Source organism: Stenotrophomonas sp. STEN023, from assembly GCF_056760135.1.
Map to the genome: position 1 here is coordinate 23,097 of NZ_JBRREF010000033.1, position 25,444 is coordinate 48,540.

25 protein-coding genes are annotated in these 25,444 nt (G+C 62.3%); 11 read left to right on the plus strand and 14 right to left on the minus strand.

Annotation, left to right across the window (positions count from 1 at the left end):
• Nucleotides 1–170: 170 nt before the first annotated feature.
• The 7 genes from ACVOLV_RS11205 to ACVOLV_RS11235 form a co-directional block, all read right to left on the minus strand.
• A complete protein-coding gene (locus ACVOLV_RS11205) occupies nucleotides 171–1,541 on the minus strand; it encodes a leucyl aminopeptidase family protein (RefSeq protein ID WP_481554470.1) in 1,371 nt (456 codons plus the stop codon).
• A gap of 34 nt (nucleotides 1,542–1,575) precedes the next feature.
• A complete protein-coding gene (locus tag ACVOLV_RS11210) occupies nucleotides 1,576–2,286 on the minus strand; it encodes an HAD family hydrolase (RefSeq protein ID WP_481554471.1) in 711 nt (236 codons plus the stop codon).
• A 171-nt stretch (nucleotides 2,287–2,457) separates the two neighbouring features.
• The gene (locus ACVOLV_RS11215) at nucleotides 2,458–3,549 is read right to left on the minus strand and encodes an AI-2E family transporter (RefSeq protein WP_481554472.1); all 1,092 of its coding nucleotides are present in this window, start codon (nucleotides 3,547–3,549) and stop codon (nucleotides 2,458–2,460) included.
• 45 nt (nucleotides 3,550–3,594) lie between these two features.
• Entirely contained in the window at nucleotides 3,595–4,044 is a 450-nt protein-coding gene (locus ACVOLV_RS11220; protein ID WP_481554473.1) for a protein sip-5, read from the minus strand.
• Nucleotides 4,041–4,526: a phage holin family protein gene (locus ACVOLV_RS11225; RefSeq protein WP_481554474.1), complete on the minus strand. Its 486-nt coding sequence runs from the start codon at nucleotides 4,524–4,526 to the stop codon at nucleotides 4,041–4,043. The genes ACVOLV_RS11220 and ACVOLV_RS11225 overlap by 4 nt, the downstream gene beginning before the upstream one ends.
• A 5-nt stretch (nucleotides 4,527–4,531) precedes the next feature.
• Nucleotides 4,532–4,891 (minus strand): hypothetical protein, encoded by a 360-nt coding sequence (locus ACVOLV_RS11230; protein WP_481554475.1) that lies wholly within the window; start codon nucleotides 4,889–4,891, stop codon nucleotides 4,532–4,534.
• A gap of 120 nt (nucleotides 4,892–5,011) precedes the next feature.
• A complete protein-coding gene (locus ACVOLV_RS11235) occupies nucleotides 5,012–6,442 on the minus strand; it encodes a Do family serine endopeptidase (protein ID WP_481554476.1) in 1,431 nt (476 codons plus the stop codon).
• Between the two features lie 460 nt (nucleotides 6,443–6,902).
• Here ACVOLV_RS11235 and ACVOLV_RS11240 point away from each other — a divergent pair, with 460 nt between their 5' ends.
• From ACVOLV_RS11240 to ACVOLV_RS11255, 4 genes are all read left to right on the plus strand, one after another.
• Nucleotides 6,903–9,056: an adenosylcobalamin-dependent ribonucleoside-diphosphate reductase gene (locus tag ACVOLV_RS11240; protein WP_481554477.1), complete on the plus strand. Its 2,154-nt coding sequence runs from the start codon at nucleotides 6,903–6,905 to the stop codon at nucleotides 9,054–9,056.
• A 145-nt stretch (nucleotides 9,057–9,201) separates the two neighbouring features.
• Nucleotides 9,202–10,008: a hypothetical protein gene (locus ACVOLV_RS11245; RefSeq protein WP_481554478.1), complete on the plus strand. Its 807-nt coding sequence runs from the start codon at nucleotides 9,202–9,204 to the stop codon at nucleotides 10,006–10,008.
• Between the two features lie 77 nt (nucleotides 10,009–10,085).
• Nucleotides 10,086–10,925, plus strand: a complete 840-nt coding sequence (locus ACVOLV_RS11250; RefSeq protein WP_481554479.1) for a TSCPD domain-containing protein — start codon at nucleotides 10,086–10,088, stop codon at nucleotides 10,923–10,925.
• Nucleotides 10,926–11,453: 528 nt separating this feature from the next.
• Nucleotides 11,454–12,029, plus strand: coding sequence for an Ltp family lipoprotein (locus ACVOLV_RS11255; RefSeq protein WP_481554480.1), 576 nt, complete (start codon nucleotides 11,454–11,456; stop codon nucleotides 12,027–12,029).
• A gap of 382 nt (nucleotides 12,030–12,411) precedes the next feature.
• Here ACVOLV_RS11255 and ACVOLV_RS11260 read toward each other — a convergent pair whose 3' ends face one another.
• On the minus strand, nucleotides 12,412–12,765 hold the full coding sequence (locus ACVOLV_RS11260; RefSeq protein ID WP_481554481.1) for a hypothetical protein: 354 nt from the start codon (nucleotides 12,763–12,765) through the stop codon (nucleotides 12,412–12,414).
• Between the two features lie 313 nt (nucleotides 12,766–13,078).
• Nucleotides 13,079–13,345 (minus strand): hypothetical protein, encoded by a 267-nt coding sequence (locus ACVOLV_RS11265; protein WP_481554482.1) that lies wholly within the window; start codon nucleotides 13,343–13,345, stop codon nucleotides 13,079–13,081.
• Nucleotides 13,346–13,775: 430 nt separating this feature from the next.
• Between ACVOLV_RS11265 and ACVOLV_RS11270 the strand changes: the two genes are divergently transcribed.
• Nucleotides 13,776–14,432: a hypothetical protein gene (locus ACVOLV_RS11270; RefSeq protein ID WP_481554483.1), complete on the plus strand. Its 657-nt coding sequence runs from the start codon at nucleotides 13,776–13,778 to the stop codon at nucleotides 14,430–14,432.
• Nucleotides 14,433–14,681: 249 nt separating this feature from the next.
• A complete protein-coding gene (gene yjjJ / locus ACVOLV_RS11275) occupies nucleotides 14,682–16,073 on the plus strand; it encodes a type II toxin-antitoxin system HipA family toxin YjjJ (protein ID WP_481554484.1) in 1,392 nt (463 codons plus the stop codon).
• 69 nt (nucleotides 16,074–16,142) lie between these two features.
• On the opposite strand, the gene ACVOLV_RS11280 is transcribed toward yjjJ, so the two are convergent.
• Nucleotides 16,143–16,589, minus strand: coding sequence for a winged helix-turn-helix transcriptional regulator (locus ACVOLV_RS11280; protein WP_481554485.1), 447 nt, complete (start codon nucleotides 16,587–16,589; stop codon nucleotides 16,143–16,145).
• A 97-nt stretch (nucleotides 16,590–16,686) separates the two neighbouring features.
• Between ACVOLV_RS11280 and ACVOLV_RS11285 the strand changes: the two genes are divergently transcribed.
• Nucleotides 16,687–17,925 carry an MFS transporter gene (locus ACVOLV_RS11285; RefSeq protein ID WP_481554486.1) on the plus strand — a complete coding sequence of 413 codons (1,239 nt, stop codon included), beginning with the start codon at nucleotides 16,687–16,689 and terminating at the stop codon, nucleotides 17,923–17,925.
• 109 nt (nucleotides 17,926–18,034) lie between these two features.
• On the opposite strand, the gene ACVOLV_RS11290 is transcribed toward ACVOLV_RS11285, so the two are convergent.
• The gene (locus ACVOLV_RS11290; RefSeq protein WP_481554487.1) at nucleotides 18,035–18,607 is read right to left on the minus strand and encodes an ester cyclase; all 573 of its coding nucleotides are present in this window, start codon (nucleotides 18,605–18,607) and stop codon (nucleotides 18,035–18,037) included.
• A 243-nt stretch (nucleotides 18,608–18,850) separates the two neighbouring features.
• On the opposite strand from ACVOLV_RS11290, the gene ACVOLV_RS11295 reads away from it, so the two are divergent.
• The gene (locus ACVOLV_RS11295; RefSeq protein ID WP_481554488.1) at nucleotides 18,851–19,522 is read left to right on the plus strand and encodes a hypothetical protein; all 672 of its coding nucleotides are present in this window, start codon (nucleotides 18,851–18,853) and stop codon (nucleotides 19,520–19,522) included.
• 187 nt (nucleotides 19,523–19,709) lie between these two features.
• Nucleotides 19,710–20,387 (plus strand): hypothetical protein, encoded by a 678-nt coding sequence (locus ACVOLV_RS11300; protein WP_481554489.1) that lies wholly within the window; start codon nucleotides 19,710–19,712, stop codon nucleotides 20,385–20,387.
• A 48-nt stretch (nucleotides 20,388–20,435) separates the two neighbouring features.
• On the opposite strand, the gene ACVOLV_RS11305 is transcribed toward ACVOLV_RS11300, so the two are convergent.
• Nucleotides 20,436–20,867, minus strand: coding sequence for a hypothetical protein (locus ACVOLV_RS11305; protein WP_481554490.1), 432 nt, complete (start codon nucleotides 20,865–20,867; stop codon nucleotides 20,436–20,438).
• Nucleotides 20,868–21,130: 263 nt separating this feature from the next.
• On the opposite strand from ACVOLV_RS11305, the gene ACVOLV_RS11310 reads away from it, so the two are divergent.
• Entirely contained in the window at nucleotides 21,131–22,402 is a 1,272-nt protein-coding gene (locus ACVOLV_RS11310; RefSeq protein WP_481554491.1) for a DUF2268 domain-containing putative Zn-dependent protease, read from the plus strand.
• On the opposite strand, the gene ACVOLV_RS11315 is transcribed toward ACVOLV_RS11310, so the two are convergent.
• Entirely contained in the window at nucleotides 22,387–22,923 is a 537-nt protein-coding gene (locus tag ACVOLV_RS11315) for a hypothetical protein (RefSeq protein ID WP_481554492.1), read from the minus strand. The genes ACVOLV_RS11310 and ACVOLV_RS11315 overlap by 16 nt on opposite strands.
• Before the next feature lie 165 nt (nucleotides 22,924–23,088).
• A complete protein-coding gene (locus ACVOLV_RS11320) occupies nucleotides 23,089–24,207 on the minus strand; it encodes an alkene reductase (protein WP_481554493.1) in 1,119 nt (372 codons plus the stop codon).
• Between the two features lie 377 nt (nucleotides 24,208–24,584).
• Between ACVOLV_RS11320 and ACVOLV_RS11325 the strand changes: the two genes are divergently transcribed.
• On the plus strand, nucleotides 24,585–25,232 hold the full coding sequence (locus tag ACVOLV_RS11325) for a hypothetical protein (RefSeq protein WP_481554494.1): 648 nt from the start codon (nucleotides 24,585–24,587) through the stop codon (nucleotides 25,230–25,232).
• Nucleotides 25,233–25,444 lie beyond the last annotated feature (212 nt).

Consider the following 25,444-nt stretch of genomic DNA (forward strand, 5'->3'; position numbering starts at 1 on the left):
GCCGGGGCGCGGGGGGGGGGGGCGGGGGGGGGCCCAGACCCCCCGCGGGGCGGCCCGGGGAAACAACGGGGGGCCGCGGCGTGGGCCGCCCCCCCCCTGGGGGGTCTGTGCTCCCCCCTCACCCCCCCCGCGCCCGCGCGGGCCCCCCCACTACCAAAAGCCGGGAAGCTTCAGGCGCCGTAGCGCGCCTTCAACATCGCCCATGCCGAACGCAATGCCAGCGCTTCACCGCCGGCCGGGCGGCCCGGGCGTTCGCCGTCGTTCCAGGCGTACACATCCAGATGTGCCCACACCTGGCCTTCGTTGATGAAACGCTCCAGATACAGCGCAGCAGTGACCGAACCGGCCATGCGTGAGCCGGCGTTGGCCAGGTCGGCGATGCCGCTGTTGAGGTAGCGCAGGTAGGGACGCCACAGCGGCATGCGCCAGACCGGGTCACGGGTACTGTCGCCGGCCTGCAGCCACTGGTTGGCCAGGGTGTCGTCATTGGCGAACAAGGCCGGCAGATCCGGGCCCAGCGCAATGCGTGCAGCACCGGTGAGGGTGGCGAAATCGAGGATGGTGTCCGGGTTCTGCTCGCTGACGTAGGTCAGCGCGTCGCACAGCACCAGCCGGCCTTCAGCGTCGGTGTTGTCGATCTCCACGGTGATGCCCTTGCGGGTGGTGATCACTTCGCCGGGACGGAAGGCATCCGGACCGACGGCATTCTCCACCGCAGCCACCACCAGGGTCAGCTGCACCGGCAACTGCTGCGCCATCACCAGGCCCGCCAGGGCGATGGCGTGGGCGGCACCGCCCATGTCCTTCTTCATGTTGCGCATGCCGTCGGCCGGCTTCAGGTCCAGGCCGCCGGTGTCGAAGCACACGCCCTTGCCGACCAGCGCCAGATGCGGTGCACCAGCGTTACCCCAGCGCAGCACGATCAAACGCGGTGCGCGGTGCGAGGCGCGGCCAACCGCGTGGATGGTTGGGAAGTTCATTTCCAGCAGTTCGTCGCCGGCAATCACTTCCAGTTCGCCGCCGTGGGCTTGGACCAGATCGCGCGCGGCGTCTTCCAACTGCTGCGGGCCCATGTCTTCGGTCGGCGTATTGACCCAGTCGCGCACGCGCAGACAGGCGGTCACCACGTCCAGCACTTCAGCGGCCGGCGTTGCCAGCAGCTGTGCGGCCGGGCGCGCCAGCTTGCGGTAGCGGTCGAAGCGGTAGCTGCCCAGGCCCCAGCCGATCTGCAGGTTGGCGCTGCTGCTGGCGTCCAGCGCGTTGGCGACCTGCCAGCTGGTACCTGCCGGCAGCGCGAACGGGGCATGTGCATAGGCGTAGGCGTCGGCGTGATCGCCAACGCCGAGCACGGCGCCGGCAATGCCGTTGTCGCCGGGCAACAACAGCACGCTGTTCGGTGCGGCGTTGAACTGTTGTGCTGCGGCCCAGGCCTGCACGGCGGCCGGCTGCTGTGCCTTCCACGCGGCAAAGCCGTCGCGGTCCAGCACGTACAGCGGCAGGGCGTTGGTGGAATCGTTGGTGTAAGCGGTAATCGGGGTCATGGTGCTCTCTAAAGCGTCTGCTGGCGGCCGTGGCTTAGCGCTGCGGGTTGGAGGCATTGCCATCCAGCCAGTCGGCCAGTCCGGTCAGGGTGTCGAACTGCAGGTCGGGCTGCAGTTCGGTGTGGGTCCATGAATGTTCTTCGCGGTTGATCCAGCAACCACGCAGGCCGGCACGCATGGCGCCGGCTACGTCCATTTCGGCATGATCGCCGACGTGCAGTACCTGCGCATGCTCAACACCAAGGCGCTCGCAGGCGGCATGGAAGATGCCGGGGTCCGGCTTGGCCGCGCCGAATTCGCGCGAGCCCAGCTGGAAGGCAAACAGTTCGCCGATGCCAATCCGCTGCAGGTCGGCATTGCCGTTGCTCACTGCGGCCACCGGCACGCGTGCAGCGATGCGGCGCAGTGCGGCCAATGCATCGGGGTAGAACTCGACCTGGTTGCGCGCTGCATAGAAGGCTTCATAGGCCGGATCCAGCAGGTCCATGCTTGCGCCGCTCTTTTCCAGCGCCTCGGCCAGGGTCAGCCGGCGCAATGCGCTCAGGTCGTAATGCAGCTGCGGGTTGTCGCGGAACGAGCGTTCGCGCAGTTCACGCATGGCCGTGACCGGGTACATGCTGGCGGTGGCCGGGCTGTGTTCCAGCATCCAGTCATGCAGCACCTGATCGATGCGGGCGCCGATGGGAGCGAACGGCCACAGCGTGTCGTCCAGATCGAGGGTGATGGCGAGTACGGGAAAGTTCATCCCGGCATTTTACGCCAAGCCCATGAGCCGGGCCTGTAGGGGCCGTGGCTGCCCGCTCTTGCTTGTGGGAGCGGCGTGAGCCGCGAAGCAGGCACATCATCAGTTGGCAGAGGTGCTGGTTGCTTCAGCATTGTCAGCTTCGCGGCTGACGCCGCTCCCACAATGAGGACGCTATTCCAGCAGCTTTGCCCAGCCGTGCATGCCGTCCACGCGGCTCAGCACCAGTTTCACGCAGACCAGCAGCGGCACCGCCAGCAGCAGGCCGACCATGCCCCACAGCCAGCCGAACAACATCAGCGCCAGGATCAGCATCAGTGGCGATATCGCCATGCGCCGGCCGAGCACGATGGGTGTGATCAACTGCCCCTCCAGCGTATGCAGGGCCAGGTAGGCCAGCGCCGGCAGCAGGGCGGTGAGTGGATCGCGGAATTCGACGAAGCCCATCAGCAGCATCAGCACGATGCCGATTAGTGGTCCGACATACGGGGCGAAATTCAGCAGTGCGGCCACCGTGCCCCATAGCAGGGCCTCGGGCAGGGCGATGCCGAGCAGCATCAGCACGCCGGACAGGATCAGGCCCAGTCCGACATTGATGAGGGTGATGGTCAATACGTAGCGCGATAGCTCGCGCTCGATCGAGCGCAGGATCTCGGCGGTGAAGCGCTTCTGCTGGCGGTTGGGCAGCAGCGCGATCACGTGCCGCTGCAGGTTTTCGCCATAGATCATGAAGAACAGGGTCAGCAGCACCACCGCCAGCGCCGAGGCGGCCAGCTTGGGCGTGCGCACCAGTGCCTTGTAGGGATCGTCGAGCTGGGTGCGGATCACCTGCACCTTGCGGTTGCCTTCACCGCCGGCGGCGCGGGCAAAGCTCTCCGCCGCCAGGTTGGCCTGCTGCACCGGTTTGACGAAGTCCTGCACCTGCCGCGAGATCTGCCGCATCTGCTGCGGCGCTTCCTGCACCCATTCGGTGGCCGGGCCGGCCAGCTGCACGGTCAGCGCGGCGCTGCCGGCCAGACCTGCGGTCAGCACCAGCAATGCGCCGAGGAAGCGTGGCAGGTGCAGTTTCTGCAGCAGGCGGATGATGGGGTTGCCGATCAACGCGAAGAACATCGCCAGCAGCACCGGCAGGATCACTTCCTGCGCGGCCCACAGCGTATAGCCCACCGCCAACGTCGCCAGCACCACTACGGCGACGGGCGCACGCGGGCGTGGTGCAGGGGCTTCGGCAGGGCGGGGTGTGGCTTCGGGCAACGGGTCAGACATGCGGGCAGCGCTCCGTGAACGGAACGGCGCGCGGTGGCGCCGTGCTCAGGATTCTGACAGTTCTGTCGCCGCTTCGGCGGGGCCGGGTGGCGTGCTGTTGCTGCGCGCCGTGGCGGCTGCAGCGGCGGGCGGCGGCGTGCCGTCGTCGTCGCTCTCGTCGTCGCCTTCATCAGCATCTGCCGCTGCCTGCCCGGCCATCACCCCGGCTGCTGCCGCAGCAGCAGCAAAGGAGGCGACCGAGGCCTGCGCGCTGCTGACCAGCCCGGACACCGAACCGATCATCTGCAGCCAGCGGCTGCCGCTGAAGGCACCGCCGGGTTCCAGCTTGCCGGCCAGAAAGCCGCCGGCCAGGCCGACCACCACGATGCGGCCGGGTGTCCATGCACTGCGCCAGCTCTGGTTGAGCTGGCTCCAGTGCTGGGTGGCTTCCTCGCCACGCACCTGCACCACGGCTTCTGCGCGGCGCACACGACGTTGCAGGGCTTCGAAATTCACGGTGTGTGCTCCCCGGGGATCTTCACTTCGGCATCGGGGTCTTCGCCATTGGGCTCGTCGAACAGGCCCAGCCGCGACAACTGCCGGCGGGTGGCGTGCATGCCGGTGTGGTGGAAGAAGTAGGACACCCGCCATATCGCATAGCCGGTGACGGCCAGGCTGGTGAGGGTGGGGATCAGCAGCGAGACGAACAGCGACAGGCCCATGTATTGCAGCATTGCCACCGCCGTGGCCGCCAACAGCAGCCAGGCCGAGGCACCGAATACGATGGCCACGCCGCTCCACGCCAATGAGCGACCAAACGCGCTGCGCGCCAAGGCCAGGTCGGCCGAAGCCAGCCGGCGCAGGGAGCGCAGCGTGTTGGAAGCCGAGTCCAGCGTCTGCCGGCCGGCTGCGCCAACCTGACGGATGCTTTCTTCCAGCCCGGGCGCCTGGCCCGGAGTGGAATCGTCGCCGGTGGGCGGTGTTGCGTTATCGCTCACGCCGATCAGTCGTTGCTGCGGGCGAGCTTGGCGATGATCCAGCCAGCGGCGAAGGCCACGCCGAACGAAGCCAGCGGACGCTCACGGATGAGGTCGGCGGCGCTGTCGATCAGGTCCTTGCCCTTGTCCATCAGTGCATCAACCTGTTCCTTGGCAGCGGCACCGCCCAGTTCAGCGGCGGCCAGCCCGGACAGCGCGCTGTCGGACAGTTCGGCCTTCATGTTGGCCTTGCCCAGGCGCAGTTCGTCGCCGGCAGCACCGGCGGCGCCCTTGACGGCCGAGCCAGCGGCGGAAGCGGCGGACTTCAGGTGTGCGCCAGCCTCGCCCAGGTGTTCCTTCAAGTTCTCGGTATTGGTGGGGCTCATCATGATCTCCTGGTTTCAGCGGGTGCGCCGGATGGCGCGCGGTTGCAACAGAACGCAACAAATAACAGTTACCGGGTGTAAACAACGTTACGCCGGCAGCACAAGATGCTCACCCGAGCATCATCGCATCATCAATTGGCCACGCTGGCTGCCACCGCGCAGGATGCTCAACACCAGCTGTGGCGGGCGTTGGCCGAAGCTGGCGCGCCAGCCGGCAAGGTCGGTGAAGGCGCCGCTGCTGGCCGCGAGAATCACATCGCCACCGGCCAGGCCTGATTGCGCGGCGCGGCTGCCGCGCGCCACTTCGCTGACCAGCACGCCGTTGATGCCGGCCTGACGCAGCGATTCGGGCAGGTCGGCAAAGGTGGCGCCGCTCAGGCGCGGATCCAGCGTGTCGCCGGCCACTGCGCGCGGTTGTTCCTTCAAGGTGGCCTTGAGCTGCAGCGGCTTGCCGTCGCGGCGCACTTCCAGATCGACCGTGCGGCCGACCGTGGAGAGCCCTTCAAAGTTGTGCAGGGCCTGCGCGCTGTCCACGCGCTGGCCGTTGATCGCGGTGACCACGTCGCCCGCCTTTACCCCGGCAGCAGCGGCACCGGAACCGGCCAGCACGCGCGTCACCAAGGCGCCGCGGGCTTCTTCCAGGCCCAGGCCCTGGGCGATCTGCGGCGTCAGGTTCTGGGTTTCCACGCCCAGCGTGCCGCGCACCACCACGCCCTTGGTGATCAGCTGCTCGACCACGTCGCGGGCAAGATTGGACGGAATGGCCAGGCCCAGGCCGATATTGCCGGCCATGCTGCCCTGCGGGTTGTAGCTGGCGGTATTGATGCCGACCAACTGGCCGTTGAGGTTGACCAGTGCGCCGCCGGAGTTGCCCGGGTTGATCGAGGCATCGGTCTGGATGAAGTTCTGATAGCCCAGCCCGCGGATGCCGCTGCGGCCCACCGCCGAGACGATGCCGGAGGTGACGGTCTGGCTGAAGCCGAACGGGTTGCCGATCGCCACCACGAAGTCGCCGACGCGCAGCTGGTCGCTATTGCCCAGCGGCAGGGCGGTGAGCTTGTCAGCCGGGATGCGGATCAGGGCGATGTCGGTGTCGCGGTCCGAGCCGAGGAACTCGGCCTTGACCGTACGGCCATCGGCCAGGGTGACCTGCACGTCGTCGGCGTTCTCGACCACATGGTGATTGGTAAGCACGTAGCCGCGCGCTGCGTCGATGATCACGCCCGAGCCCAGCGACTCGTTGATGCGTTCCTGCGGCACCTGCGGGAACAGGCGGCGGAAGAACGGGTCGTCGAAGTAGGGGTTGCGGACCCGCACCACCTGCTTGGTATTGACGCTGACCACGGCCGGCATCGCCTGATCCAGCATCGGTGCCAGCGACGGCACCGCCTGCCCGGCGACTGCGGATGGCAATGCGGCGGTGGTGGGCAGTACCGTGCCCAACGTGGCGGCGTCGGCGCGGTTGTCCAGGTGGGCATTGATGGCGGTGGCGGTGAAGCCGCCAAAGGCGGCGGCCAGGGCCAGGGTCAACAGGGTTGGGATGGGTCGCATTGCCGGGGGTTCCATGCGTGGGCGCCTGAGGGCGCGCCGGTGTGGGGCGGGTTGCTGAACACGAGTGTGGCGGCGGCCACCTAAATCGGCAATGAAACCTCTGCAGTGCCGCAATCCCAAGAGGCCCAAGCCCTGCACGGAATGCAATAGTCGAACGGCAGATTTTTCGTTTGACATCACCCCGTGGGTGGGTAAGCTTGGCCTGGTCATCACCCACTAGATGTTGGGTTGATGTGAACAGCGTCCCCAAGCAGTAGGGTTTAGTGCTCGGGGTGCAAGCACCCCAACGGAAGGCGTGCAATGACCGCGACAGTGATGCAGAAAACCGGTAATTCCCGGAATCCCCTCATCCCGCCGACAGGCGCGTAAGTACGCGCCTGCGCGTCGTTGTCTTTGCTGCCCGGCCTGTTTGGGAAAAGAAAATCGCACCGCAAGGTGCCCCAGGAGAGTTTCCACAATCATGAGTACGGTGCGTCTGGAAGTGGTCAGCAATCAAACCAAGTCGGACATGATCCCTCTGCAGCCTGCCTCGCAGGACATATGGGAAAAGAAGTACCGCCTCACGACCAAGGCGGGCGAAGCGCTGGACGCCGACATCGACGGCACCTACCTGCGCGTGGCCCGCGCCCTGGCGGATGCCGAGGCGACCGACGACAAGCGTGCCTACTGGTATGAACGTTTCGCCTGGGCCCTGCGCCGTGGCGCGATCCCGGCTGGCCGCATCACCTCCAATGCCGGCGCGCAGCAGCACAAGCCGGCCACCAGCACCATCAACTGCACCGTGTCGGGCACCATCACCGACTCGATGGACGGCATCCTGGAGAAGGTCCACGAAGCGGGCCTGACCCTGAAGGCCGGCTGCGGTATCGGCTACGAGTTCAGCACCCTGCGTCCGCGCGGTGCCTTCGTCGCCGGCGCCGGCGCCTACACCTCCGGGCCGATGTCCTTCATGGATATCTACGACAAGATGTGCTTCACCGTGTCCTCGGCCGGTGGCCGTCGTGGCGCGCAGATGGGCACCTTCGATGTGTCGCACCCGGACGTGAAGGACTTCATCCGCGCCAAGCGCGAGGACGGCCGCCTGCGCCAGTTCAACCTGTCGCTGCTGATCACCGATGGCTTCATGGACGCGGTCAACACCGACGCCGACTGGCAGCTGGTGTTCCCGATCAACACCAAGGAGCAGGCCGAGCTGGACCCGTCCAGCGGTGAGGAAGTGGTGTGGCGCGAATGGCCGACCCACGAAAACTACATCGTCCGCGACGACGGCCTGGTGGCCTGCAAGGTGTATGGCCACATCCGTGCCCGTCACCTGTGGGACATGATCATGGTCTCCACCTATGACTACGCCGAGCCGGGTTTCATCCTGATCGATCGCGTCAACGAGATGAACAACAACTGGTGGTGCGAGAACATCCGCGCAACCAACCCCTGCGGCGAGCAGCCGCTGCCGCCGTATGGCGCCTGCCTGCTGGGCTCGGTGAACCTGACCAAGTTCGTGCGCGACCCGTTCACCGACAAGGCCTCGTTCGACTGGGACGAGTACAAGGAAGTGGTGCGCGTGTTCACCCGCATGCTCGACAACGTGGTCGAAGTGAACGGCCTGCCGCTGGAACAGCAGCGCAACGAGATCATGCGCAAGCGCCGCCACGGCATGGGCTTCCTCGGCCTGGGCAGCACCATGACCATGCTGCAGATGAAGTACGGCAGCACCGAGTCCTGCGAGTTCACCGAAGCCATCGCCCGCGACATGGCCGTGGCTGGCTGGGAAACCGGCCTGGAGCTGGCCCGTGAGAAGGGTGCCGCCCCGATCATGGAAGAGCAGTTCCCGGTCACCGCCGCGATGCTGCGCCAGCGCCCGGAAATGAAGAAGGACGGCTGGAAGGTCGGCCAGAAGATCGCCGGCAAGGTGCTGCACGCCCGCTACAGCCGCTACATGCAGCGCGTGGCCACGGTGGCCCCGGCGCTGGTGGAAGAACTGGCCACGGTTGGTTCGCGCTTCACCCACCACAGCTCCATTGCCCCGACCGGCACCATCAGCCTGTCGCTGGCCAACAACGCCTCCAACGGCATCGAGCCCTCGTTCGCGCACCACTACAGCCGCAACGTGATCCGCGAAGGCAAGAAGTCCAAGGAAAAGGTGGACGTGTTCTCGTTCGAGCTGCTGGCCTACCGCCAGCTGGTCAACGACAAGGCCATGCCGTTCTCCGACGAGGCTGATGCCCAGCTGCCGGACTACTTCATCAGCGCCGACGACATCTCGCCCAAGGAACACGTGGACGTGCAGGCCGCCGCGCAGAAGTGGGTGGACAGCTCGATTTCCAAGACCGCCAACGTACCGACCGATTACCCGTACGAGCAGTTCAAGGACATCTACCGCTACGCCCACGAGCAGGGCCTGAAGGGCTGCACCACCTTCCGTTTCAACCCGGCCGCCTTCCAGGGCGTGCTGGTCAAGGAAGCGGATCTTGAGAACACCACCTACCGTTTCGAGTTGGAAGACGGCCAGGTGGTGGAGGTCAAGGGCAACGAACAGATCGAGTACGACGGCGAGATGCACACTGCCGCCAACCTGTTCGACGCCCTGAAAGAAGGCTATTACGGCAAGTTCTGAGTGCCCTCATCGCCCTCCCGGCCGCGCGCTGGGAGGGCATGACGGTGGCTTCGCCGCCAGCTTCCTGTTGCGCGCTTGTTTCACGTTGCATCGGCTTCGATATAGCATCGCCACATTACAGACCCGATGCCCTTAGGAGGGCTTTATGAGCAATGGTAATGGTGTGACCGCGACCGTAACCCAGGTTGCCGAGGACGTGAAAGAAACCGTCAAGGAAACCGTCGCCCACGCGGGCGAGAGCATCGCTGCAACCGCCAGCGAGGCTGTGGTCGCAGTGAAGGCCGGCGCAAAGAAGGTTGAGGCCGGCGCCAAGAAGCAGGTGGCCAAGGTCAAGAAGGCTGTAAAGAAAGCCGAAAAGGCCGTCAAGAAGGCTGAGAAGGTCGTCGCCAAGAAAGCCAGCGCGGCCAAGAAGGAAGTAAAGAAGAAGGTCGCTTCCGTGCGCCAGAAGCTGGAAGCCGCCAAGGCCAGCGCCAAGGCAGAAGCCACCGAGTTGAAGAAGAAGGGCGCCGGCAAGCGTGCGGCGACCAAGAAGGCCATTGCCAAGGTCGAGAAGAAGGCCGCCACCAAGGTCGCCTCGGCCAAGAAGACGGTGAAGGCTGCCGAGAAGAAGGTCGCCAAGGCCGTCGGCAAGAAGGCTGCTGCCGCCAAGAAGTCGGTGAAGGCCGCCGAGAAGAAGATTGCCAAGGCTGTCGTCAAGAAGACCACCGCTGCCAAGAAAGCAGTGAAGAAGGTCGAAAAGAAGGCCGCCAAGAAGGTTGCCGCCGTCAAGAAGTCGGTGAAGGCCACTGAAAAGAAGGTCGCCAAGAAAGTAGCCGTCAGCAAGAAGACGGTTGCCAAGAAGGTTGCCCTGACCAAGAAGACCGTGGCCAAGAAGGCCGCTACCGCAAAGAAGACGGTTGCCAAGAAGGCCACCGCAGTGAAAAAGGCCGCCAAGAAGGCGACCCGCAAGTAAGCCGCACCGCGCGCCCCGTCCCGCAGGGACGGGGTTGCTGCCAATCCGTATAGCAACGCATAACCAGGATTCGTACCATGGCCGTCAAGATCGACAAGAAAATCAAGGGTTACTCCGTCGTCACTCCGGACGACAAAGCCCGTGAAGCAGCAGCGGCCAAGGCCCCGGTCACGGTGGCCCAGGACGAATCCCCGATCGACAACATCGTGCACATGCACGAGCGCATCGAGCGCCCGGAAGTGCTGATCGGCAGCACCTACAAGATCAAATCACCGCTGGTGGAGCACGCCTTCTACGTGACCATCAACGACATCGTGCTCAATCAGGGCACCGAGCACGAACTGCGCCGTCCGTTCGAGATCTTCATCAACTCCAAGTCGATGGAGCATTTCCAGTGGATCGTGGCGCTGACCCGCATCATGTCCGCGGTATTCCGTAAGGGCGGCGACGTCACCTTCATCGTTGACGAAATGAAGGCCGTGTTCGACCCGAAGGGCGGCTACTTCAAGGCGGGTGGTGTGTACATGCCGTCGCTGGTCGCCGAACTCGGCTCCATCGTCGAAGAGCACATGAAGACCATCGGCCTGCTGCACGACCCGGAAATGAGCGCCCACCAGCGCGCCCTGATCGCCGAGAAGCGCAAGCAGTTCGAAGAACGCTCAAAAAAAAACAGTGAAGTAATCGCAGCGCCGGCCACGCCGAGTGCAGCTGCAACCCCCTCCCTTTCGCAAAGCGAAGGGGAGGGTCAGGGAGGGTTGGCTTCTGAGGTTTTCGTTCTCGAAGCCGACCCGGAAAGTGCCGACAACGGCACCTTCCCAGCCGCCGCCACCATGTGCCACAAGTGCAGCACCAAGGCGTTGGTGATCATGGACGGCTGCCAGACTTGCTTGAATTGTGGGTATAGCAAGTGCGGGTGATAAGCGAGACTTTGATCTAGTAAGTGGGGCTAGATGCTTGACGGTATCTAGCCCTTCTTTTTGTGCGGAGATATCGCGAGTGTCAACTCCTTCTACACCTTAAACAAAAGTCATCGCTCCTCTGGGCTACTGCATGTACTGCGGGGCAGCGGTCGGAGAACTGATGATCGAGTGTGCACTGCGCTTACCCGGGCTACGGATTGACCGGTGCTCGGCGGGCTACGACAGGGGCACTTCCTTTGAAGCATGAAAACTGACGGCTGTGGGAATGGCGTAAACCGGCGTAAATCCAGAGTCCGGCTTGCTCTCTGGCCGTTTGTAGATGGGAGGGCTTGGGTCGCTCAGCATCAGCGGAGGAGCTACAAACTCAGTGGAGAGGGTTTTGGCGTTTGACAGTGATGGTTTCGAGCTAGATCATTGTTGTCTGATCGCATTTGCGGCGAAAGGCTGCTTAAAGGGCAGGTTGCGTTCGCAACACCATCGGTACAAGCATTGAATACATGCTCTATAACAACTTAAGGGGAAAGTGTGAAGAAGTTTTTGAAATGGATTTTTATTGCTTTTGTGGGTCTCATTGCACTGGGAATGATCATTCAGGCGACGAAGTCGCCCGAGCAGAAGGCCGCTGAAGCTGCTGAGCGTGAGAAGATCGCCGCAGAGCGTGCCGATAAGAAGAAACAAGAGGCCGCCCGAGTTGAGGCAGCAAAGGCTTCCAACGCGCAAGCTGAAGCTGTCAAGCAGGATGATGCTGAGGCTGGCGCGAAGAAAGAAAATACCGTGGTGGATAGCCTGACCGGGCCTCAGAAGAATGCGTCCCGTTCTGCAGAGCAATATCTCAGCATGGCAGGTTTTTCGCGAAACGGACTTATTCACCAACTCTCGGCAGACGCGGGAGAGGGCTATAGTGTTGCCGATGCCACTATTGCGGTGGATAGCCTGAATGCTAACTGGGACGAGCAAGCGGCCAGGTCCGCACAGCAATATCTCAGTATGCAGGGTTTCTCATGCAAGGGGCTCATCGAGCAGCTCTCGTCGAGCGCTGGAGAGAAATACACCGTGAGCCAAGCTACCCATGGCGCACGTCAAGCGGGTGCTTGCAACTAATAGTTGCCTTGGCTTGAGTAAGGGGGGCGGGTTCGGATTCCGGCTCCGCCCCTTCTTTTTGGAGAACGGGTACTGCCAAGGCGTGCCGTGGTCACTCAAGCAACGTAGCCCGGGTAAGCGCAGCACAACCGGGACTGCAGGGGCAAAGAAGTCGAGCTGGCGCTCGGCTTTTTTGTTTTTGCTGTTGCTGTTTCCTCTCGACGCCAAGGAAGGAAAACATGGGTCAGAGTCGGGTTTCCGCTCTGGCCCCACTTCGTGAGAACGGTCCTGGGGCTTACGGAGTTGGGATCGGCGTTGAGGGGAAGTGCCGGTCGGCCAGAAGAGCGAGATTGAACTAATCCCATGCAGTCGGCCCGAAAGCCACCCCGCTGACCGAGTGGGTTTACGGCGACATTTTTACCTCGGGCGCAGGGCCGAGTGGCCACTGCATCGCCGCCCACAGCGTGGGCAGTTGCGTGGAAATCTGGCTCGCGTGCTCTGGTGCGAATGTTGACCGGAGATGCAGTACCCAATCGTCGCGTATAGCGGTCCAGCTGTAGTGCAGAAGACCGGAATCGACTTGGGATGGCGTGTGCGTTATCTGCTTGGCTTGGACAAGGTTTGGAAACGGAAGCTCGGGTAGTTTCTCATCACCATCGACAGGGTCGTCGAGAAATGGCGCCATGGACGCGGCAGCGCGTGCCCTTATTTCCTCTTCGTTCAAGCCAGGAAGGGTGCTGTCATGGCGAATGCGCATGTGCACGTCTGCAGCTATGCCATTTGGCAACACGTATACGTAGTGATAGGAAGCATTGTCGCCCATCCGCGAGGCCGGGCTGATCTTTATGAGTACCCATTCGTTTGAAATAAAAGCAAAAACAGGGGTCAGAGTTGGGTTTCGGGAAATGGAAACAGGGGTCAGGGAAACAGGGGGCAGAGTCGGGTTTCCGTTCTGCCCCTTTTTTCTCCTGGTGAAGCCGACAGATGCATGTCGGCTCTGGCCCCTTGGATCATCCGCAAGCAAGATCAGCAGTACAGGACTATCTCCAGATCTCGGTAGTGATGTATCCCTAGTCTCTGCTGTTGCAGGCCTCTATGGTTGCAGTCCCATCATGCATGCCGAGCGACAGCGATCCCGTGCCGCAGGTGACAGCATGAGCAGCCCAAAGCCATCTTTGATGGTGCTCGGATTCGCCCAGACTGCAGCCAGGAAGAAAGTTGGCGTTCCAGGCAACAATGGAGCCGCTGATTCCTTCCCACTCCGCGTCCGCATGTACGGCGAATCCACCCGGATCGCCACGATAGACGGAGCCAGGGCCATCCATGACGATGCTCATGGTTGCATCGCAGAAGGCGCGTCAGGCGCTGGCGGAGAATTTTCCGCTGGATCCCGCTGTATTTGGCCGCGGGCCGCTTCCACCGCAGGAAAGCAGGGTTTGTGTTTCCCTGGCAAGAATTGATACCCCGGTGCGGGCTGCTTGTCCTCCATATCTGGCGCAGTACTTGTGAAAACAGGCGGCAGAGTCGGGTTATCGCTCTGGCCCTTTTCTGTTAAATGAACCTTTAAATCCCAAAGTAAAATTGATCTGTTTTGCGAGGGTGCGACGGCTTTAATGAGAATCGTCTTGATTATTCCGTTCTGGGGCGGAGATAACATCAGGTTGCTGTAATAGGATTGGATAATGGAAAGATACCTCGCTGAGCACATTGCCGCCTCCCTGAGGAACATGATGGCTCGTCGATTTTTCTTCTGAAATTTGGTGATGTATGCGACAGATTTTTATTGCGTTGCTCATTGTTTGTATGTTGTCCGCGTGTGTGAGCACGAAAGCCTTAAAGGCGGATCTTCCTGTGCTGCAGCAAGGCGGTCACCCAGTGGTAACCGTTGCCAAGCGAGAGCAGCCTTCGTTCACTGCGGCGACTGCCGGTAAGGCCGCGTTCGGGCTGATCGGAGCGGCCGCCATGACTTCTGCCGGGAATGCGATCGTGAGGGACAATCGTGTTGAGGACCCGGCCATGGCGATCGCGGATGTGCTCAGCCGAACGCTAGCGGAGCAGTTGTCCGTACCGGTGCGGTTGGCTGATAGTCCGCTGAAATCAACCAACCCGACCGCCATCGCCAAGCAGTACCCAGGTGCTGGCTTGCTGCTGGATATCCAGACTGTCAACTGGAGCTTTGCCTACTTTCCCAGCGACTGGAACAATTACCGGGTCATCTACAGCGTGAAAATGCGCTTGGTCGATACGCGCACGGGAAAGTTGGTGGCAGAGGGCTTGTGTACAAGGATCCCGGAGTACAGTGCTGACGCTCCCAGCTATGAGCAACTAGTCGGAAACAACGCAGTTGGTCTCAAAGAGCGCTTGAAGCGCTCTGGTGAGCAATGTCAGGAAGAGCTGAAGTCACAAGTGCTGGGCTTGTCCTGACGAAGGAAAACAGGGGGAAACAGGGGTCAGAGTCGGGCTTCCGCTCTGTCCCTGGATCGTTGCCGGGTCTTGAGTCTCCAGGACCAACTGGCCCTGCCGCAGAAAGAGCGCAATATCGATAGAGAATCGTAAAGAAATGATCCGGTATTGCTGCTGGAGTGTTGATTAATATGTATGTAGGTCAGTGTATTGCAGCAGGGGTCGCCATGAAGTATCGTTTCTTGAATCGTAAAGAAACGAGCTCTGGTCATGGCCCGTCCTCCCTCAGCTAGCGTCCTGCAACTGCTTGATCTGCTTCAAGGCGGCGATCCGGTGCCGGCCGGCGAGTTGGTCGAGAAGCTGGCCGTCTCCCGTCCCGTTCTGTCGCGGTTGGTCACGGAGGCCGGTGATCAGGTGCGCCGGGTTGGCAAGGCGCGCGCCACGGCTTACGTAGCCACTGCGCTGGTCCGGCCCAATATGTGGCCGCTCTACCGGATGGGCGCGGACGCGAACATGGAAGAGCTGGGCAACCTTCACGCGTTGCGTGGAGACAGCTTCCTTTTTGAACCCTCGGGTGATCGTCCGAACCTGATGCGTGCAGTAGATGGCCCGGCGGGCTACTTTCCGGGGCTGCCCTGGTTTCTGGATGATGTGCGTCCGCAAGGTTTCCTCGGTCGTTCCTTGGCGCATCGTTTGGGCCGGGCATTGGGCGTGCCCCAGGACCTGAAGAGTTGGCAATCGCGCGACAACCTGCTCGGCATCCTGCATGGCGGCACCAGTGTCGGCGATCTGCTGTTGGGACAGGCTGCCATCGACCGTGCGTTGCTGGATGTGGATGCGCCACTGGATCGCGTGGACGTAGCCAGCCGGCACGACGACTACGCTATACGCGCCAAGGAAGCCCTCGATGGCGAGGAAGTTGGTTCGTCTCCAGGCGGCGAGCAGCCCAAGTTCACCGCGACTGTTTTTACTACTACTGGTCGCTACGCTGCCTTGGTCAAGTTCGCGTTGCCGTCGTTGAACCCGTTGGGCGCGCGTTGGGCGGATCTGCTCGTCTGCGAGCATCTGGCCTTATCCACGCTGCGCGAGGCAGGTTTCCCGGCTTCGCGCACGCAGCTGCTGCGCAGCGACGAACATGTATTCCTTGAAGTGGAGCGGTTTGATCGCACTGCGGACGTACTGGGCCGCCGCGGTTTCGTTTCGTTGTTGGCGCTGGATGCGGCATTCATCGGTGAGGGACCACGTGACTGGGGTCTGGCCGGTGAACAGCTTGTTGACGAGCGATTGATCACTCACGACACCGCCGAGAACATGGCCCGGCTGCATTGGTTCGGCCGGCTGATTGGCAATACCGACATGCATCTCGGCAACATCGGCTTCCACCTGATCGACGATGGCCCGCTACCCCTGTGTCCTGCATACGACATGCTGCCGATGTATATGGCGCCATCCGCGCAAACCGGAAATATTCGCGCACTCGCACCGATAAACATCAATGCGCCCAGCAGAGCCGGGCAAGCACCATTCATTGCCTGGGCCGCACAGCTGGCCATGCGGTTCTGGCAGCGGGTAGCGGAATCGGAGGTTGCCCCGGAGATTCAGGCCGTAGCGCAGCAGAATATCGAGGTAGTCAGCCGTTACGCCCAACGCTTCGGCAGCTGAAAGAAAACCGGGGTCAGAGTCGGGTTTTGGATGTTCTGCAGCACGTAGTTCAAAGCCACATCCACGGCATCACTTCAGCTTGCGAACCCGCGTATCCGCCGCTACCAACACCGACCCATCCGAACCCTGCAAGCGCATCAACGGAACCGGCTTGCCGGTACGGTTGTCCAGCAGTTGTGAGTGCCGCTCGCCGCGTTGGTACAGGTGCTGTTCGCCCCACTGGCGCAGGGCGACCAGAATGGGGAACAGGCTCTCGCCCTTGGGTGTAAGCACGTACTCCTGATACGCCGTGCCGTCCGATGCGGCATGCAGCTGCAGGATGTCGGCATCCACGAGTTTGCGCAGGCGGTCGGTGAGGATGTTGCGGGCCACGCCCAGGCCGCGCTGGAAGTCGCCGAAGCGACGTACGCCGTCGAAGGCATCGCGCAGGATGAGCAGTGACCAGCGGTCGCCGACAAGGTCGAGGCTGCGGGCTACCGGGCAGAGTGAGTCGGGTTCGAGGCTGCGGCGGGACATGGCGGCTCCTGTGGCTGCATCCATTGTAGTTGCATTTTAAAACCACGGTCCGCTAGCATCTATCTGGTTGCGATTTGCAACCAGAATGGAGTCGGCAGTGAGTCTGCCTTCGCAAAGCGCTATGGAACACCGCGAGACCATTGCGCCATTGGCAGGCGATGCGTTGCCGGCAGGTCTGGTACTGCTGTTCGCCATCGCCAGTGGGCTATGCGTGGCCAATGTCTATTACGCGCAGCCCTTGTTGGACCTGCTTGCCGCATCGCTGGGCATCAGCCTGGCGGCTGTCGGCGGCGTGGTGACCGCAACCCAGATCGGCAGTGCCTTGGCCTTGCTGCTGCTGGTGCCTTTGGGCGACAGGTTGGAGCGGCGCCGCTTGGTGCTGGTGCAGCTGTTGGCCTTGGTGGTCGCGTTGCTGTGGGTGGCCTCGGCACAATCGCCTTGGCTGTTGTTGCTGGGCATGCTGGCGGTTGGTCTGCTCGGCACGGCGATGACGCAGGGGCTGATTGCCTATGCCGCCAGTGCCGCTGGCGACAACGAACGCGGGCGTGTGGTCGGCGCGGCGCAGGCTGGTGTGTTCATTGGTCTGTTGATGGCGCGGGTGGTCGCCGGTGGCGTAGCCGACCTGGGCGGTTGGCGCAGCGTCTATGTCGTTTCCGCGCTGGCAATGCTGCTGCTGGCTGGCGTGCTTCATCGCAAACTTCCCTGCTTGCCTGCAGCACCGGTGACGCTTGGCTACCTGCAGCTGATCGGCTCCATGGCGCGACTGCTGCGAGAGGAGCGGGTGCTGCAGATCCGCGGAATGCTGGCACTGCTGATGTTTGCTGCGTTCAATATCTTCTGGAGCGCACTGGTATTGCCGTTGAACGCGCCACCTTATGGCTACTCACACGCGGTGATCGGCGCATTCGGCCTGGTGGGTGTGGTCGGCGCATTGGGCGCTGCCGGTGCGGGTCGCTGGGTGGACAAGGGGCGCGGCCAGGCCATTACCGCGATGGCGCTACTGGTGCTGTTGCTGGCGTGGTGGCCCTTGTCCTTGTTGTCTGCCTCCTTGTGGGCGCTGGCGTTCGGCATTGTGTTGCTGGACCTCGGTGGTCAGGCGCTGCATGTGACCAACCAGAGCATGATTCTTCGCTTGCGGCCTGAGGCGCATAGCCGATTGGTTGGGCTGTACATGCTGTTCTATGCGATAGGCAGCGGGGCCGGCGCGATTGCCACGACGGCGACGTATGCACGGGCAGGTTGGAGTGGTGTGTGCGTGCTTGGCGCGGCGACCTGTGGCGCTGCCGGAGTGTTCTGGCTCGCCACGCGGCGCTGCATGCCGGAACAGCGCCGCTAGTGAGCGGCATCAGCTTCCATGTTGCTCCCGTGATCCGGGCAGACCACGTCCACCCGGACCGCAAGGCTGACCCGGCACTGCAAGCGGCTTGCTTGCGCGGATATTGCCCTCAGTTGCCAACGCCAATCTGCTTCATGAAAGCGGCGTTGTCCCAGTACAGGAACTCCTCCGTCATCTGTCCCGCCTCGTTCCAATGCCCAATGGTGACCATCGGCAGGCGGTACGTCTTGTTGGTCGGCTGGATCACGGTGCCGTCGGCAAGAACCATGGGTTTGCTGAAGGTGCCTTCGATGAAACCGGCGACCGCCGTCCACTCGGCATTCGCTGAGCCGAAGCGCACCGGATGCTCGGTGATCCGGTTGTCGGGCGCGAAGGTCCACATGAAGTCCAACTCTTTGATGTGGTCGGGCAAACCGGTGGTGGTGTGACCGTCGGGGTAGTGCACGACGATGTTCTTGGCATGGCTCAGGTGCAGGTCATCCCATTGCTGCTTCGTGTAGACGCGAAAATCCAGGTCATCGAAGGTGGCGAGGTTCCTGGCCAGGGCTGATGGCATTCCCTGCACCGTGGGAGTTGCTTCGCCCACCTTGCTGGCCGGCCAACTGTCGATCGGCTGGCCGCGCGCAGATGCGATGCCAACCGTGGTGAGTGCGACTGAAGCAGCGAAAGCGATTCGATTCATGGCATTCATTGAACGGCTCCTGCAAGGTGTGCGCTGAGGTAACGACGTTCGTGGTGTTGCAACCAAGGCCTACAAAGTCACAGGCCAGTTGGAAGCAGGGGAAGAGTGAGCCGCCTCGGGTTCTCAGGGCGTGAAACAGGAAAGTACACAGGACCTGGCGTTGACACCTCGGCATGCGTCTACGGCCAGCGGTAGGTGGGTTTGCGCGATATGCTTGCCGGCAACCGGTCAGGAAGCAATGGTATGGATGCCAGCAACACAACCAGGCTGTCATTTGCAGCGCTGGACCAGCGGCTACGTGAAATTCCAGAGGGGCCGGCCGGGGTGCTGAATACACCGCCGTTACTGAAGGTGCTGAATGTCATTGCCTTTGTTGGCGCCATGGTGGGTGCTACGCCGTACTTTCTAATCAAGTGGTTGGAGCCGACAGACTGGATGGTTTGGATGGCCAGGTCGGGGTTGATCGTCCTTGTCCTAGCCGGTCTTCCCGACTTCATCAGGAACTGCGGTGTCATGGGTCTGCGCTTCTGGCGCTGGCGCGATGATCAGGTTCGGCAGCTTGATCATGATCGCGAGTACTTCGAGTACATCCTGGACTGGCTGGCGAGGTTCCCAGAGACCGAGCTGGATGAGAACGAGCGTGTGGCGCGACTGTCGTTGACACAGCTTACGGCCAAGATCGGGCTGATTGCCGGTGGTCTGGACAAGCTAGGCGTGCTGCCGGTTGTTGTCTCGGCGTTCCTCTTCATTCGTCAGTGGAGCAATCCCCTTGCCATGCCTGCGTGGCAAGCCATTCTTTCGGCTTTTCTTGTGCTGCTGTACTTCATTGCGACGAGTTCGAATCTGATGCGTATCCGACTGCAGCTTTATCACAGTCTGTTGGTTGAAGCTGGGAAGCGGAAGGTTTTGTCGTAGGGAAAAGCGGAGATCCCGAATGTAGGTGCCCGGTCATCTGGTCAATGTCCCTGATCCGCAGGGCTGCAAGAGATGATGCATCTGCAGCCGCACATTCAGCTGATGCACCCAGCAGCTACAATCAGCCGGTTCCCGATTGTGCTCGGGAATGACATGGATGCAGAGAATTTACTACTTGGGGGGGAGAATGACGGTCAGGATTCTGGGTGTGTCGTTGCTTGTCGGCTTGTTGCTGGGCTGCAAACAGATGCCAGCAGGCGATGCGGGGAGCACCGTTGTTGCAGCGCCGCCGCCCGGGGTACCTGCCAAGGCCAGCGTGGATTCTGCTGCCGAGATCGTGGACACGGAGTCCTCCCCTTATGAAGAAGGCGACCCCGAGGGCGACGCCCCGACACCGGCGGCATTCGACTACGAGCCAAGCTGCGAGGAAGCGCCGTTGGCGACGCACTTTTTTACCCTGGTGGGTGGCAATACCGTTGACAACTGCGGCCGTGCCGATGCCAAGGTGACGGTGGCGTTCGATGCGCTGCTGAAGGAAGCTGCCGCGCATGACCTTGCCGATCCGGACATGCCATCACTGCGTGAGCGGCTGCTCAGCGGCCCCAGTGCACCGGGCGTGCCGAAGACACTGGGCCGCGAGACCTGGTGGTATTACACGGCCTGCCAGGCACATCAGTGCGGGACGCACCAGTTGGCAATGCTCTATCAGCCTGAACAGATGCGTCTGGTTGCCCGACTGGTTTCGCAGTGCAAGGCGGTTTGGCTGGGTAACCCCACCGCCGAACAGCGTGTGCTCATCGACGAGATACGGCCGCTGGACCCAGCATTGCTGAAGGACGACGGCACCTGCGAAGGCGCGGAGTAAGTGCCACCGCCTGCAATGCGTTGATGCGCGGACCGCAGTCCGCCACCCTCAGTTGAAGGGCTTCTCGAAGCTGCCTTCCTCAAGGCTGGGTACCAGCTGACGGAGGGCTGCCACACGCGCTTCGCTGCAGAAGCTGGGGTTAGCTTTGACCTGCGCTTCGTGGAAGCCGATGCCAACGATCTCCTGGATCATCGGATCCTGCTGGTACTGTGCCTGCAAGGCGTCCATGGCCTTGTCCTTGTCCACGGCAACGCCACAGGCGCTGGCCGCGGCGACACGTGACCAGGCGAACTGCAGGTTCGGATCCCAGCCCATCGCGTCCGCACCGGTGAAGCCGTTGTCATAGTGGTACTCATAGACGTTGGCCTTGATCTTGTGGGCACTCATGCCGCCGCTGCCTTTGTAGGAGCCATAGTCGGCAGCCAGCAGGGCAGGCGATGCGAGCAGTGTGATCAGTGCGACGGTCAATGTCGTCTTCATTGGAACTCCTTGGATCTCGATGGGGATGATACCGGCCGTTTTCCCGTGCATAGCGCACACGACCGCCCGATACAGCGGCCAGCGCAGTGGTTTCTTTAGTGTGCGTGGCTATAAGGACTGGGTGCTGGCGTTGCGATGCCGTCCATATTGCGAAGGCTTTATCATGCGCGGCCAGGCACAGGGAGAGGTGATGTGATCAAGCAGATGCATGGAGTCGAGATTGGTGTGGCGCGGCATACGTCGGCGGCAAAGAGGGGCGCCGCATGAGCTACCTGCTGACCCTGTTCCTTCTGATGGCACACGCAGGGATGAGTACTGCGGCGGTATCGCAACCTGGTGCCGTCATCGGGATTGGATTGACTGCAGTAACGCCTGCTGTCGCCACCGCAGTGATCGCACCAATGGCCTCTGCTGCGGTTGTGCCGCAGCCTGACGCTGAAGCAGAGCAGCGGCGGGACATGGGCAAGGGCGTACTCTTCCTGGTGGCCTGCTTCGTGGTGATCTTCACCTTGATTGGATGGCTGGCAACCCACTTTTCGCGTGAGAAGGCCGGGAAAGCGGCGCCGCCACTACCGCGTGTTCCGGTGCGCATGCATTGGTATGACGGCACCCAGCTGCCAATCGCGGATTGGGACCGTATCAGTGAGGACGCGCCGGCGGGACTGGATGCCGACGCCACGCATATCCACCGCACCTCGGCGGCCAAGGAGTGGCTGGAAGCGCTCAACCAGCAGTTGGGGGAGCATTACCGGATCACCGAGTCCGCCGACTTCCTGCTGTTGTCGAACCTGATGGACAGGCCCGGCGAGGTATTCCTCGCGACCTGTCAGCGGCTGCTATCGCGGATCAATCGCAGCCTTGGCGATCTTGCAGTCGCGCCTGGCCTTGGCAAGCATGTGGTGATGGTGTTTGCCGACCAGGAGGACTATTACGCCTACGTATCGCATTACTACCCGGATGGCGGCGAGTACGCCATGTCATCGGGCATGTTCATCAAGGCGGGATACGGGCACTTTGTGATGCCGCTGGAGATCCTTGATTCGATGGAGCCGGTGATCGCCCATGAGCTCACGCACTGCCTGCTGCAACACCTGCCGATTCCGGCGTGGTTGAACGAGGGCTTGGCCGTCAACACCGAGCACACCTTGTATCCACAGCTGGCGGCCCCTGGCGCACAGATGTACTTCCCGCATGAGATTGCAGCGCAACATGCGGCTTACTGGAACGAAGAGAGCATCCAGGCGTTCTGGTCGGGGAAGTCATTTCTGGCTGCGGACGATGGCAACCGGCTCTCCTACGATCTGGCGAAGAAGATCACCGCGCTTGCGGCCGGTGATGAGCGTGCATTCCGCAGGTTCGTGGTGGCAGCGCAGATGAACGATGGCGGTTTGGCAGCGGAGCAGCACCTCGGTTATCCCATCCAGAACCTGCTTGAGGCGGTATTGGGTGAAGGCGAGTGGACGCCGCGGCCGGAGTCGTGGAAGCAGGGTGTGGAGCGGGGGCAGTTCAAGGCTGGAGATCAGTCGAGGAGTTGATACTGGTTCGTGCCGATGCGCTTCACGCGCAGGAATTCACCATCCTCTGGTGTGTTCACTTCAATCGTCTCCTCGACCCATTCGTCGGAATACACCACGCCTGTTTCTGTCTGGAAGCATGGGTTCCAGGAAATCTCATAGATGGGCTGGTCACTATCAGCGGTGTAGCGAACGCTGAAGACGATCAGCAATGGCTGTGTGAGTTCCAGGCGATTGGCATGCTTCCAGAACGAAGGGTGTCGTGCCGCGGACACCGCTGATGCAAAGGCCAGCGCGCATGGAATCTCCGCGAAGGCTTCGTTGATGGTCTGCCGGGCGGCGGCGAGCTTGCGCTGCATGGGGTAGGCGTCAACGTACTCGACGAAGATCAGCGTGGATCCATGCTGGAACTCGCAGACCTCGGGTGTTTGCCCGGTCCAATGGCCAAGCATGTTCTGCGGCAGAAGCGAGATCGACATCAAGTCTGGATCCGGATTGCGGGAGTGGCGTCCGTCGCGGATGTGCCGCAGTCCGTAGGCCATGCGGGAATTATAGTCGTGGCGAGCCGCTTGAACCGGGGATTGTAGGAGCGACGTGAGTCGCGAAGCTGGGTATCGTTGCGCGCCCGCGTGCGATGCAATTGCATGGACTTGGCGGCCTTGGGATTTCCAGCTTCGCGGCTTACGCCGCTCCTACAAACAGCAGGATCAGGCTGCGGCGCTGTACGGCGGATAGTCGATGTAGCCCTTGCTGGTGCCGCCGTAGAAGGTGCTTGGATCTGCCTTGGCCAGCGGGTGGCCGTGGCGCAGGCGCTCGACCAGATCCGGGTTGCTGATGAACGGGACGCCGAAGCCGGCCATGTCGATCAAGCCTTCTTCGATCAACGTCTCCGCTGATTCGCGGTCCAGTCCACCGGCCAGGATCAAGGTGGTTTCCGGCAGCTTGCTGCGAATGGTCTTGAGCAGGTTGTTGAAGCCGGCCTGGCTGGGCGCGCTGCTTGAGTAACCGGCCTGGTTCATCAGGTGCACGAAGCCCAGCTTGCGCTTGCCGATGGCGTCGGCGAGCGCGGTGTAGGTTTCATCGGTCTGCGGGTAGGCCGGCATGTCGAAGATGTTGCCGTAGGGCGAAAGACGGATGCCGGTGCGGTCCGCACCGATGCGCGCGACGATGGCGTCGATCACTTCCAGGGTGAAGCGGATGCGGTTCTCCAGCGTGGCCGCCGAGTACTGATCGCTGCGGTCGTTGACCAGCGGGTTGAGGAACTGCTCGTGCAGGTAGCCGTTGGCACCGTGGATTTCCACGCCGTCAAAACCCGCATCAATCGCGTTCTGCGCGGCCTGCGCAAAGTCGTTGACCACGCGCGCGACTTCCTCGGTGCTCAGCTGGCGCGGCGCGGGTGCATCGACCATGCCCGGCTGGCCTTCTTCGTTGTAGCCGAAGGCCTTGGCGTTCGCAGGCTGCTTGCTGCTGGCGCTGACCGGCGTGCGGCCGTCGTGCTGGATGGAGGGATGCGACATACGGCCGACGTGCCACAGCTGGGCGACGATCTTGCCGCCCAGCGCGTGCACCGAATTGGTGGTCAGGCGCCAGCCTTCGATCTGCTCGGGGGTGTAGATGCCGGGGTTGAACAGATAGCCCTGGCCTTCGCGCGAGATCGGCGTGCCTTCGCTGACGATCAGGCCGGCCGTGGCGCGCTGCGCGTAATAGAGTGCAACGCGCTCGTCTGCGATATCGTCCGGCGCGCGTGCACGGGTCATAGGCGCCATGGCGATACGGTTGGAGAGCTTGGTGCCGGCGAGGTCGTAGGACTCGAATAGCTTGGTCATTTAAGTGTTCCAGGTGGATCTGAGCGGGGAAGGACGATGGTTCGCAGACGACTGCAAGCAAGCAGCTGTCGCGGCATGCATGGCCAAAACATGGGCATGGGAGCGAGCTGCCACAACCGGACGCGGTGGGAAACAGAGTTGCGGTTTGTGCAACGTCTGCGGGCCGAAGCCGGTGTTGTGGGAGCGATGTAAGTCGCGAAACTGGTAGTGGTTGACGGGCTCGCGGTGACTGAGACCACCTGTGCTGCGGCATTCTCAGCTTCGCGGCTGACGCCGCTCCTACAAACCGATAGCTGGCGCCCGCGCCTTCACCTGTTGATCTTGCCTATTCAGGACGCAGCCCATACGCTCCACGCACCATACACAGGGGATGTTGCATGGCTGTTCGTGGATTTCTGTTCTCCGCTTCCATTGCCTTGGCCTTGTCGGCCTGCGGTGCGATCGAGGCGTCAGCGCCGGCGTTGCCCAACGCCAACGCGGGCCAATGTCAGAAGGACATTGACTGCAAGGGGGACCGGATCTGCGAACACGGCACCTGTGCTGCACCGGCTGCGACGGTGGCCGAACAGGCTCCAGCACCCATCACGGCCAGCGTTCCCGCAGCGCATATTTCTGCTGATGACGAGAAGGCCGCGCTCGCGCAGGCCGTCGCCGCTTACATCGCACAGAGCAAGGCCGAAGCCATCGAGACCTCGCTGATCGAGTCGGAAGAGTTCCGCAAGCTGGTGCGTGGCGACATCAATGGTGATGGTTTGGCCGATCTGGTGGCGAGCACCTTGTTTGCCATCGAAGGCAGCAATACCGACTTCCAGCAGCTGTTTGTCTTCGAGCAGCGCGACGGCAAGCTGGTGTTGGTCGACAGCAGCGCCGCGGAAGCGGGCAAGCTGGCCGACTTCGATATTGCCGGCGGCAAGCTGCAGGTCAGCTATCTGGATTATGCCGACGATGATTCGCGATGCTGCCCGAGCATCGAGTACAAGAAGCAGTTCGTCATTGCCGCTGGCAAGCTAGGGCAGCGCGGGTGAGAGCGGGGCCAGCGGGCTGCCGCTGACTTTTGTGGGAGCGGCGTAAGCCGCGAAGCTGATGATCCAGCAGTTCGGATGGACGCACCGCTGCGTCAGGCATCAGTGGCTTGGCGGGGTTCCCCGCGGCCACAAAAGTCCGCGGCCCCCCCCGGGCCCCCCGGGCACCCCCGCTGGCCGAGCTTGGCCCCGGGAAATGCGGCCTGCGTGTTGTT